This window comes from Nonomuraea sp. NPDC001684 (assembly GCF_053596515.1).
In genome coordinates, this window is record NZ_JBSFGJ010000066.1 from 20,306 (window position 1) to 31,828 (window position 11,523).

Below are 11,523 nucleotides of genomic sequence, written 5' to 3' on the forward strand. Positions count from 1 at the left end.
CGGAAAGATCGCCCCGGGGACATGCCGACGGGCCCCGGCGCGCTCGTGCGCCGGGGCCCCTCACCATGTCCTGACGGGCTTAGGATGCCGCCATGGTCGCCCCCCGTCGTCGCCCAGCCGCCTGTATGACGACCCGGCGCGACGAAAGGTGACCGATGAACGCGCAAGCCGACCTGGCCGGCCACTTCGACCTGACCAGGAGCCACCTGCGGGCGGTGGCGCACCGCATGCTCGGCTCGGCCGACGAGGCCGACGACGCCGTCCAGGAGACCTGGCTGCGGGCCGCCCGCGCCGGCACGGACGGGGTCGCGAACGTGCCCGGCTGGCTGACCACGATCGTCGGCCGGGTCTGCCTCGACATGCTGCGCGCCCGCGGACGCAGGGACGAGCAGCTCGTCGAGGGCGAGCGGTTCGACCAGGTGAGCGTCCATGACGGCGATCCGGCCGACGCGGCGGTGCTGGCCGACTCGGTCGGGCTGGCCCTGCTGGTGGTTCTCGACACGCTGAGCCCGGCCGAGCGGGTCGCGTTCGTGCTGCACGACCTGTTCGCGATGCCGTTCGGGGAGATCGCGCAGATCGTGGCGCGCTCCCCCGCCACGGCCAAGAAGCTGGCCAGCCGGGCGCGGCAGCGGGTGCACGGCACGCCCGTCCTGCCCGCCGCCGACCACGCCAGGCAGCGCAGGCTCGTGGCCGCCTTCCTCGCCGCGGCCCGCGCCGGCGACCTGGACGCCCTGCTCGCGGTCCTCGACCCCGACGTGCTGCACCGGTCGGACGTGCCGGGGTCGGGCGGCGAGCGGCGCGGCGCCCGTCCGGTGGCCCAGGGCACGCTCACCGACTCCGGCCGCGCGCGCTTCGCCGACCTCCTGCTCGTCGACGGCAGGCCGGGCATCGGCGTGCTGCGCGGCGGCCGGCTGTTCCTGGTGCTGCGCGTCACGACGGACGGCGAGCGCATCACGGAGATCGACATCGTCTCCGACCCGGCCCGCCTGGCCGCCCTCGACGTCGCCCTCGACCCCGAGTCCAGCCCCGCCCCGGACGACGGCGTGGCCGCGCCCTGACCGGTCAGGCCAGCCGCGGCACGAGCCGCAGCGCGTTGCCCGCGTACACCTGCTCCAGGACGTCGTCGGGCAGGTCGAGCCCGGAGATCGTCCACCGGCCCATCAGCGGCGGGTCGTCGAGGGAGTGCGCGAACGCCTCGTCGTCGGTCTCCATGAACCGGAAGTGGATCCGGTAGACGTCCGGGTGCGGCGGGATCTCGTCGGTGCCGAACAGCACCCGGCCGGGGTGGCGGAGCATGAGCGCCCGCGTGGCGCGCGGCTGGCGTCCCAGCTCGGCGACGCGCGCCGCGATGTCGATGTGGAAGTTCGGGTACGCGTCCAGCATCCGGCCGGCGAACCCCAGGTTCTCCGGCCAGCACCCGGCGTGCACCCCGATCACGGTCGTGGCCGGATGCCGGGCCACCATCGACTCCATGGCCTCCATGAGCCGCTCGAACGGCGGGAACCCCGGCCCGGAGAAGTTCCAGTCGGGCCGGGCGGCCAGCAGTTCGAGGCGTTCGTTGCGCTCGTCCACGGGCTGGAAGAAGGCGACCGGGTCGGCGGTGTGCAGGGCGATGGGCACGCCCGCCTCCCCCACGGCGGCCCACAGCGGATCCAGGCGGGGGTCGTCGAGCATGACCAGCTCGCCCCGGTGGTCGCGTACCCGCAGCCCGACGTCCTTCCACACCTTCAGCCCGGCCGCGCCCTCGGCGACCGAGCGGCGCAGCTGGGCGGCCAGCCGCTCGCCGAAGCCGGGCGTCGCGGTCTCGGACCAGTCGACGTGGCAGAACGTGGCGAACCGGCCCGGATGGGCGGCGTCGTAGCGTTCGAGGTTCTCGGCCAGCTCCCGGCCCCAGCGGCCGTCGAGGTTGACCATGCCGCGCAGGTTGAGCTCGTCCATCATGCCGATCAGGGCGGGGACGTCCTCGACCATCCAGCCGCCGTCCTCGGACAGCCAGCGGCCGAGGTGGATGTGGCCGTCCACGACGGGCAGCCGGGCCCGGTCGACCTCGTGCACGGCCACCCGGAGCTGCGACACCGGACGGTAGCGGGACAGCGGCAGGCCGGCGTCGGACGACGGGGTCACTTCCTGATGCCTTCGGGCAGCAGGTCGCCGTGGGCCTCGATGAGGGCGTCCACCAGCTCGCGGACCTTGCGGACCGGCAGGGTGGCGGCGGTGTTGGGGTCGAGCAGCGCGGCCTGGTAGACGTGGTCGCGCCGCCCTTCCAGGGCCGCCTTGACGGTCAGCTCGCCGACGCTGAGGAAGGCCCGGTTGAGTGCGGCGACCTGGGCGGGCAGCTCGCCGACGGGCAGCGGCCGCACGCCGGACCGGTCGACGTGGCAGGGCACCTCGACCGTGGCCTCCGGCGGCAGGTTGGAGATCAGGCCGCCGTTGCGCACGTTGCCGTGGATCAGCCTGCGGGTGCCGGTCTCCATCGAGTGGATGGCCAGCGAGGCCAGCTCGTCGCCGCGTTCGATCGGCACGCCCCGGCCGGCCTCCAGCGAGCTCTTGTACTGCTCGTACTCCTCGTAGCCCTCGGCCAGCCACTCCAGGTAGACGTTGATCGGGATGCGGTACCGCTCGACCTCCTCGGCGTGCGGCAGGAACCACGGCAGGTACTCCGAGCCGTGCTCGGAGGACTCGGTCGGGAAGTAGCCGAAGTTGCGGTAGACCTCCACGCGCACCCGCCGCCGCAGCTCGGGGTCCCGGTCGATCAGCTCGTCGAGCCGCCGGTAGAGGTTCTCGCCGTCGCGCTCGAAGCGCAGCACGAACGCCTGGTGGTTGACGCCCGCGGTGAGGAAGGAGATCTCCTCCTCCGGCACGCCGACCATGGCGGCCAGCGTGCTCTGCGTGTCGCGGGCGGCGTGGCAGACGCCCACGACGTTCTTGAACGGGGTGCCGGCGTAGACCGACCAGGGGATCATCGACATCGGGTTGGTGTAGCTGAACAGCACCGAATCGGGGGCGAGCTCGGCCAGGTCGTCGCCGATGCCGACCATGACGGGGATCGTGCGCAGGGCGCGGAAGATGCCGCCGATGCCCAGGGTGTCGCCGATCGTCTGGCGCACGCCGTACGCGGCGGGGATCTCCAGGTCGCGCCTGACCGCCTCCAGGCCGCCCACCGCGATCTCGTTGATCACGTAGTCGGCGCCCTCGACGGCGGGGCGGCGGTCGGCGTACGCCTCGATCCGGGCGCCGATGCCCAGCTCGGCGACCATCCAGCGGGCCATCGCCGCGGCGGTGTCGAGCCGGGCCTGGTCGATGTCGTGGAGCACGATCGTGGACTCCGACAATTCCGGAAATGTCAGGATGTCGGAGAGAAGGTTCTTGGCGAACGTGATGCTGCCGGCGCCCACCAGGACGATGCGGGCCATGGGTTACCTCGATTCCGGGGTCAGCAGGGCTTTGACGGGGGTGGCCTGGCCGTTCATCAGCCGGGTGAAGACCTCGGCGCCCTCTTCCAGGGGGAAGGTCCGGACCCAGCTCAGGTCCCAGCGGCCGACCAGGCCGACGGCAGCGGCGAAGTCGGCCGCGTCGTAGGCGAACGAGCCCAGCACGCGCTTCTCGCCGCGCACCAGGTCGGCGGCGTCGTACCCGGCGACGTGGTCGGCCAGGCCGAGCCAGACGGCCACGCCGCCGGGGCGCAGCCGGGACAGGGACTGCTCGTGGGTGGCGGCGGCGCCGACCGCGTCGAAGATCACGTCGTACTCGCCGGTCAGCTCGGCGCCCGCTGCCACGCCGCCGAGCGCCGCGGCGACGGCCAGCCGCTCGGGCGAGCGGTCGGCCACGTCCACGCCGGCCGCGCCACCGGACAGGGCGGTGAGCAGGCAGGTCAGGCCGATGGCCCCGGCGCCGAGCACGCCCACGCGCGCCCCGGCCGGCCGCCCGGCCAGCCCCCAGGCGTGCACGGCGTTCGCGGCCGGCTCCACCACGCCGGCGGCCGTCCAGCCGAGCCCGTCGGGCAGCGGCACCACAGCCCCGGCCGGCACCGCGACGCGCTCGGCGAAGGCGCCCGGCCGGTGCACGCCGATGATCTGCCGCTTCCTGCACACGTTGGGCCGGCCGATCAGGCACACGTCGCACGCGCCGCACGACAGGATCGGGTTGACCGTGACCGGCCGCCCGTCGTCGGTGCGCCCGGCGAACTCGTGCCCCATGACCAGCGGCGGCACCCGGAACCCGGGGGTCCGCACGCCGTGCAGCTCACTGCCGCAGATGCCGGAGGCGACCACGTGCACCAGCACCTCGTCCGGCCCGGCCACGGGCTCGGGCACGTCCCGCTGCTCCACGACGCCGGGGGCGGTGAAGACGAGAGCCCTCACGAGGGCCGGCCGGCGGTCGAATGCGCGCGTTCCATGGAGACCCCGTCCTGTTCGTGTTCCGTCATAAGGAATGCTATTCCGAACTGGCGCTAGGAGACCATTGTGGCGAAGATCATGTCAAGAGGCCGAGGGGAAGTGGGGCGGCGTCGCCGCACCCGGCAAGCCAGGAGCGGCCGGGTCGAGGACGCCATCCTCGACCCGGCCACCCTGTTCCGAATCACGGAAAGCCGGTTTGACAGGCAGAATCAGCGCAGCAGTACGGGCACCGCCAGCGGCCCCTCGGTGATGATCGACGCCGTGTAGGCGATCTCCTCGGGACGGACCGCCAGCCGCAGCCCCGGGAACCTGCCGAACAGCGACGACAGCGCGATCCTGGCCTCCAGCCGGGCCAGCGGCGCCCCCAGGCAGAAGTGCGGGCCCCGGCCGAAACCGAGATGCCCCTCCTTGGCCTTGCCCAGGTCGAAGCGGCCGGCGTCCGGGCCGTAGCGGGCCGGGTCGGTGCCCGCGCCGGTGAGCCCGACGACGATGGGCCGACCCGCCGGGATGGTGGTGCCGGCGACCGTGACGTCCTTGAGCGCGTAGCGGAAGACCAGGCCGACGACCGAGTTGCGGCTGCGCAGCGCCTCCTCCACCACCTGCTCCCACGCATCCTCGGTACGGGCGCGGTCGAGCTGGGCGGGGTCGGCGCACAGGGCCACGACCGCCTTGGCGATCAGGTGCACGGTCGTCTCGTGGCCGGCGACGAGCACGACCCACAGGATCCACAGCAGCTCGTTGTCGGACAGGCGGCCGCCGTCGTCCTCGTTGGCGCGGATCAGGCCGGTGGTCAGGTCGTCGGCCGGCTCGCGGCGGCGGCGCGCGATGAAGGCCGCCAGGTAGCCGAGCAGCGACCCGGCCGCCGCGTTCACCTCGTCGGGGGCGGCGGCGTGCGACAACATCACCCCCGTCCACGCGCGGATCTGCGCCCGCTCCTCCTGCGGGACGCCGAACAGCTCGCAGATCACGGCGACCGGCAGCGGCTCGCTGAAGGCATGCACGAGATCGACCTCGCCGTCCCGCTCGGCCATGCGGTCGAGCAGCTCGTCGGTCATCTCCTGGACGCGCGGCGCGAGGGCGGCCACCCGGGCCGGGGTGAAGGCGCGGTTGATGAGGCTGCGCAGCCGCCGGTGGTCGGCGCCGTCCTTGGTCAGCAGGTGGTCGCCCTCGATGACCTGGCGCAGCGGCCAGTCGGCGGGGACGGTGCCGTCATGAAGGCCGGTGAAGTTCCTGGCGTCCTTGCTGTAGAGCGCCTCGTCGTTGGCCAGCACCTCGTCCGTCGCCTCGTAGGAGGTCACCAGCCAGCCGTTCACCTCCCCCGGTAGCAGGACGGGCAGGACCGGTCCGTGCTCGTCCCGCAGGCGGCGGATCGTGTCGGACGTCCGCTCGCCGGGAACCGGGAACGGAAGTGGCGCGGTGTCCAATGCAGCCTCCCATGTACGGATGTCTCCCTACTCTCCGTGGTAACGCCGATGGATCCAAGGGGTGAGGTTGTCACCGCCAGGCGGGCAACATCTGCCTCCTCCGCCACGTCGGAGCCCCAGGATCGGCGGTCTCACACGTTCGGCAGGCCCTCCCCCTCGGGTTCCAGCGCGTACGCGATCCCGGCGTCGACCTCGCCGTCGTACCCGGCGCGGAACGCCGACCCGTACGCGTCGTCGCCCAGGGCCTCGCGCGCCTGCCGCTCGCACTCCTGCCGGGCCGCCACCCAGGCCGGGACGCTGGCCTGCGCCTGACCATGGCTGCTCCAGATCCGCTGCGCCAGCCCCAGCAGCCGGGCCGCCCGCTCGGGCCGGCCCGCGGCCCCCGCGCCGAGCGCCAGCAGGTCGACGGTCAGCCCGATGCCGAAGTCGTCGTGCAGCCTCCGCTTGGTGCGCAACGCCGCCTGCCCGTAGGCGACGGCCGCCGCCACCCGCCCCCGGGCCAGCTCGGCCTGGCCGCGCAGCAGGTCGCCGTGGGAGCGCATGGCCTGCTCGCCCTGCTGGTCGCACAGGGCGCGCAGATCCTCCAGCACCGAGATCGCCTCCTCGATCCGGCCGGCGACGGTGTGCGCGACCGCCCGGCACATCAGCGCCAGCAGCCCGGCGATCGTCAGGTCGTCGCCGCTCCAGCGCATCGCGTACGCCGGCTCCGACTCCGCCATGGCCTGCTCCAGGTCGCCGCGGATCACGCCGGCCGACGAGCGCAGCGCCTTGACGCACAGCGCGGCGAAGGCGTCGTCGTCGGCCGCGGCGGCCTCGCACTCATCGGCCCGCGCCTCGACCGCGGCGGCGTCCCCCTGGGTGGCGGCGAGCAGGCCGTCGGCCCACAGGGCGCGGGCGCGGACCGGGCCGGGGGACGGGTCGAGCGCCAGGGCCTGGCCCAGGTAGTGGCGGCCCTCCTTGGCGTAGCCGCAGCCGTACCAGAAGAAGGCCAGCGTGCCGGCCAGGTCGAGGGCGGCCGCGCCGTCCCGCTCGCCGAGCGCGGTCTCCAGCGCGGCGCGCAGGTTGTCGTGCTCGCCGACCATCCGGTCGTACCAGGCGGGCTGGCCGGCGCCGAGCCAGCCGGCCGCGCCGCGCACGGCCAGGTCCTGGTAGTGGGCCCGGTGCCGGCGGCGCAGCTCCTCCTCCTCGCCGAGGCCGCGCAGCCAGCCCGCGCCGTACTCGCGCAGCGTGTCCAGCATGCGGTAGCGCTCGCCCGAGCCGGTCGGCAGCCAGGTCAGGATCGACTCGTCGGCCAGGGCGTCGAGCAGCAGCCCGATGTCGGCCTCGGGCAGCCGCTCGTCGGCGCACACCCGGCGCGCCGCCTCGGCGTCGAAGTCGCCGGCGAACACCGACACCCGCGCCCACAGCAGCCGCTCGGCGGGCTCGCACAGCTCGTGGCTCCATCCGACGGCGGTGCGCAGCGCCTGGTGCCAGGGCGGGTCGGCCTCCTGGGTGAGCGTGAGGTCGTCCTCCAGGGTGGCGAAGCGGTCCTCCAGCCGGTCGGCCAGATGGCCCAGGGGCAGGTCGCGCAGCCGGGCCGCGGCCAGCTCGATCGCCAGCGGGATGCCTTCGAGCCTGCGGCACAGCCGGACGACGTCGTCGCGGTTGGTGTCGGTGATCTCGAAGGTCGGCATCGTCGCCGCGGCGCGCTCGACGAGCAGGGTCACGGCGTCGTGGCCGAGCGGCGCGGTGGCGCCCGCGGCCGGCACCGGCAGCGGGTCGACCACGATCACCAGCTCGGGGTCCACCTCCAGCGGACGGCGGCTGGTGGCCAGGACGTGCAGCCCGGGCACCGCCGCGAGCAGCCCCTCGACGGTCGCCGCGCACGCCCCGACCAGGTGCTCGCAGGTGTCGAGCACGAGCAGCAGCTCGCGCCCGAACAGGTGCTCGGCCAGCACCTCGGACATGGGCCTGGTGGTCTGGTCGGTGAGCCGGAGCGCCTCGGCGATGGCGTGCGGCAGCAGGGTCCCGTCGTCCAGCGGCGACAGCTCCACCAGCCAGCAGCCGCCGGCGAAGTCGGGCCGCAGGTCGGCGGCGGCGCGCAGGGCCAGGCGGGTCTTGCCGACGCCGCCCACCCCGGTCAGGGTCACCAGCCGCGACCGCCGGCACGCCCTGCGCACCTGCTCCAGCTCCGCGCCGCGGCCGATCAGGCTCGTGAGTTCCGCTGGAAGGTTGCCCGCCTGCCACTTACCTGCCATCGTGATCGCCACCTATCGGATGAAGTTGTGACAGCAGCTTGCCGGAACCTGATGCACTGCGTGACTAAAAGTGAGAAAGTAGCTACTCACCCTGTTCGCCGCGTCCGGAAAGAAGAAGCCGATAACCGGAGACACACCATGCGTTCACAGCGAGGCTGGTTCCTGCTGTTCCTGCTGGTCGAAGGGGTTGTCGCGCTCTATGTCACCTTCGGGCGCGCCGGTTTCGACCCGCTGACGGGGCTGCTCGTCCTCGCCCCTGCCATGGGGCTGGCGTCCGTGGCCTACCGGTTCCAGTGCGACCAGGAGCGCGAGTTGTCCCGGGTGCGGCAGATCGCCGAGCTGGCCCAGCAGGCGATCGTCCGGCCGCTGCCGCCCCGGCTCGGCGGCATGAGCCTGGCCGTCCACACCCGTTCTGCCACCGACCAGGCGCTGATCGGCGGCGACCTGCACGACGCGCTGGTCGCGCACTCGGGGGTGCGGCTGATCGTCGGCGACGTCAAGGGCAAGGGCATGGAGGCCGTCCGCCTGAGCGCCGTCGTGCTGGCCTCCTTCCGGCGGCACGCGCCCGACGCGCCCGACCTGGTGACGCTGGCCACGGCGCTCGACGCCGACCTCGTCCCGCACCTGGGCGAGGAGGACTTCGTGACCGTCCTGCTGGCCGAGTTCGTGCCCGGCGAGGTGCGGCTGGTCAACTGCGGGCATCCGGCTCCCCTGCGCATCGGCCACCGTCTGGAGGCGCTGGAGCCGCCCGAGCCCTCGCCGCCGCTCGGCCTGGGCCCCGAGCCGCGGATGCGGCGCGCCGGGCTCGGCCTGTCCCAGCGGCTGCTGCTCTACACCGACGGCCTGAGCGAGGCCAGGGACGCCGACGGCGTGGAGTTCCCGCTCGACCGGCACGTCCGGCACGCCCTGGCCGCGCCCGGCCTCGACCACGCGCTGCCCAACCTGCTCGACCTGCTGGACGAGCACGCCGGCGACCTGCGCGACGACCTGACGCTGGTGCTGGTGCAGCCGGTGCCCGCGCCGGACCCGGCCGAGCGCGCGGCCGGTCCCGCGCCGGACGGCCCGGCCGCCGCCACCCTTCCGGCCGACTCCCGCAAGGACGGCTTCTGAGGGAGGACCGCGGCGGGGCCGCCGGGATCGGACCCCCTAAGGTGGGGACGTTCGTTGGCGGCGTCCCCGAGAGGAAGTTCCGGTGAGTGGTACCGGTGAGCTTGCCATACCCGAGTCGGTCGAGAGCGCGGGCCGTACCGGGCCGCCTTCGAGCCGGCCGGCGCGATGGTTGCTGCGGCACCAGGTCCAGCCCGTCGGCCCGGAGTCGGCCGAGGGTCACGGCGAGCCGCAGCCCTGGTGGAAGGTCATGTGCCTGACCGGCGTCGACTACTTCTCCACCCTGGCCTACCTGCCCGGCATCGCCGCGCTCGCGGCCGGCGCGCTGTCGCCGCTGGCCACGCTGCTCATCGTGGCGCTGACGCTGCTGGGCATGCTGCCGATGTACCGGCGGGTGGCCAAGGAGAGCCCGCACGGGCAGGGGTCGGTCGCCATGCTCGAACGCCTGCTGCCGTTCTGGCGGGGCAAGCTGTTCGTGCTGGTCCTGCTGGGCTTCGTGGCCACGTCGTGGATCATCACGATCACGCTGTCGGCCGCCGACGCCTCGGTGCACATCCTGGAGAACCCGTACTTCCCGAGCTTCCTGCACGGGCACGCGGTGATCATCACCGTGGTGCTGCTGGTGGTGCTCGGCGGGGTGTTCCTGATGGGCTTCACCGAGGCGGTCGGCGTCGCGATCCCGCTGGTGGCGCTGTTCCTGCTGCTCAACGCGGTCGTCGTGGCCGTCGGGTTCGCCGACGTGGCGGCCGAGCCGGAGACCCTGTCGCGCTGGACGGACGCGCTGCTCAACGGGCGCGGCGGCTTCACCGGGCTGGTCGGCCCGGCGGTGCTGGCCTTCCCGCTGCTGGTGCTGGGCCTGTCCGGGTTCGAGACGGGCGTCAGCATGATGCCGCTCGTGGCCGCCCAGGGCGACGACCCCGAGCAGCGGCTGCGCTCGCGCATCGGCAACACCCGCAAGCTGCTGACCGTGGCCGCGCTCATCATGAGCGTCTACCTGATCGCCACCAGCTTCGTCACGACCGTGCTCATCCCGGCCGAGCAGTTCGCGCCGGGCGGGCAGGCCAACGGCCGGGCGCTGGCGTACCTGGCGCACGAACGGCTCGGCGAGGGCTTCGGCACGGTCTACGACGTCAGCACCATCCTCATCCTCTGGTTCGCCGGCGCCTCGGCCATGGCGGGCCTGATCAACATCGTGCCGCGCTACCTGCCCTCGTACGGCATGGCGCCCGAGTGGGGCAAGGCCGTCCGGCCCGTCGTGCTGGTCTACACGGCCATCTGCGTCCTGCTCACGCTGGCCTTCAACGCCGACGTCGACGCCCAGGCCGGCGCGTACGCCACCGGCATCCTGGCGATGATGGTCTCCGGCGCGGTGGCGGTGACCATCTCGGCCGTCCGCCATCGCCAGACCCCGGCCGTCGTGGGCTTCGCCGTGCTGACCCTGGTGCTGGTCTACGCGCTGGTGGAGAACATCAGGGAGAAGCCCGACGGCATCACCATCTCGGCGTTCTTCATCCTCGGCATCGTCGCGATCTCGCTGATCTCGCGGGTGTCGCGCACGACCGAGCTGCGGGCCGACCGGATCGAGTTCGACGAGGCGGCCCGCCGGTTCGTCACCGACTCGCTGAACCACGACGGCGCGCTCAACATCATCGCCAACCGGCGCGGTCCCGGCGACGCGGCCGAATACCTGGCCAAGGAGAGCGAGCAGCGGTCCATGAACCCGGTGCCGGGCCGGGCCGACGTGCTGTTCCTGGAGATCGACGTCATCGACCCGTCCAGCTTCAGCGACGTGCTGCGGGTGCGCGGCGTCGAGGTGGACGGCCACCGCGTGCTGCGCGCGGAGAGCCCGGCCGCGCCCAACGCGATCGCGGCCGTGCTGCTGGCGCTGCGCGACGGCACCGGGGTGCGGCCCCACTGCTACTTCGAGTGGGCCGAGGGCTCGCCGATGGTGCACCTGCTGCGTTACCTCATCCTGGGCCGCGGCGACACCGCGCCGGTCGTCCGCGAGATCATCCGCAAGGTCGAGCCCGAGCCGCAGCGGCGGCCCGGCATCCACGTCGGCGGCTGACCCGTCCAGAGGCGCTCAGGGGCCGGTCCAGGGCCGTGTCAGGGGCCGGTTCGACGGCGCGTCAGGGCCAGCGGGTGCGCAGCCAGGCGAGGGTGGCGCGGCGGGAGCGTTCGCGACGGTCGCGCAGCGCCGCCGGCGCGGGCGCGGTGGCCGAGCGCGTCCAGTAGCCGAGGAGGGCGACCAGGAGGGCGTCCACCTGGTCGGCGGGCGCCCGGCGGCCGAGCGGGTGCGTGGTGAGCAGGCGCTCGGGGTCGCGCGGCCCGAGGTCTGCCTGCTGCTGCAGTCGGACC

General features: G+C 73.6%; 9 protein-coding genes. 3 read left to right on the top strand and 6 right to left on the bottom strand.

What is annotated here, in order from left to right:
* The first annotated feature begins 155 nt into the window (after nt 1–155).
* A complete protein-coding gene (locus tag ACWCSD_RS15530) occupies nt 156–1,058 on the top strand; it encodes a sigma-70 family RNA polymerase sigma factor (protein WP_449915491.1) in 903 nt (300 codons plus the stop codon).
* Nucleotides 1,059–1,062: 4 nt separating this feature from the next.
* Here the strand turns inward: ACWCSD_RS15530 and ACWCSD_RS15535 are convergent, their stop codons facing one another.
* The 5 genes from ACWCSD_RS15535 to ACWCSD_RS15555 all read right to left on the bottom strand — a co-directional run bounded on the left by ACWCSD_RS15535 (nt 1,063) and on the right by ACWCSD_RS15555 (nt 8,070).
* Complete coding sequence (locus tag ACWCSD_RS15535) at nt 1,063–2,124, bottom strand: amidohydrolase family protein (protein WP_397160526.1); 1,062 nt, start codon at nt 2,122–2,124, stop codon at nt 1,063–1,065.
* Complete coding sequence (gene melA / locus ACWCSD_RS15540) at nt 2,121–3,413, bottom strand: alpha-galactosidase (RefSeq protein WP_358292236.1); 1,293 nt, start codon at nt 3,411–3,413, stop codon at nt 2,121–2,123. Before melA ends, ACWCSD_RS15535 begins: the two co-directional genes overlap by 4 nt.
* Before the next feature lie 3 nt (nt 3,414–3,416).
* A complete protein-coding gene (locus ACWCSD_RS15545) occupies nt 3,417–4,361 on the bottom strand; it encodes an alcohol dehydrogenase catalytic domain-containing protein (RefSeq protein WP_397160528.1) in 945 nt (314 codons plus the stop codon).
* Nucleotides 4,362–4,606: 245 nt separating this feature from the next.
* Nucleotides 4,607–5,821 carry a cytochrome P450 gene (locus ACWCSD_RS15550; protein ID WP_397160530.1) on the bottom strand — a complete coding sequence of 405 codons (1,215 nt, stop codon included), beginning with the start codon at nt 5,819–5,821 and terminating at the stop codon, nt 4,607–4,609.
* A gap of 131 nt (nt 5,822–5,952) precedes the next feature.
* The gene (locus ACWCSD_RS15555; RefSeq protein ID WP_449915495.1) at nt 5,953–8,070 is read right to left on the bottom strand and encodes an ATP-binding protein; all 2,118 of its coding nucleotides are present in this window, start codon (nt 8,068–8,070) and stop codon (nt 5,953–5,955) included.
* A 126-nt stretch (nt 8,071–8,196) separates the two neighbouring features.
* On the opposite strand from ACWCSD_RS15555, the gene ACWCSD_RS15560 reads away from it, so the two are divergent.
* Both ACWCSD_RS15560 and ACWCSD_RS15565 read left to right on the top strand, forming a co-directional pair.
* Nucleotides 8,197–9,168, top strand: coding sequence for a PP2C family protein-serine/threonine phosphatase (locus ACWCSD_RS15560; RefSeq protein WP_397160534.1), 972 nt, complete (start codon nt 8,197–8,199; stop codon nt 9,166–9,168).
* A gap of 82 nt (nt 9,169–9,250) precedes the next feature.
* Nucleotides 9,251–11,233 carry an amino acid transporter gene (locus ACWCSD_RS15565; protein WP_397160536.1) on the top strand — a complete coding sequence of 661 codons (1,983 nt, stop codon included), beginning with the start codon at nt 9,251–9,253 and terminating at the stop codon, nt 11,231–11,233.
* Between the two features lie 61 nt (nt 11,234–11,294).
* Here the strand turns inward: ACWCSD_RS15565 and ACWCSD_RS15570 are convergent.
* Nucleotides 11,295–11,523 (bottom strand): hypothetical protein (locus tag ACWCSD_RS15570; protein WP_449915499.1); only part of this gene is annotated, 229 nt, incomplete at its 5' end.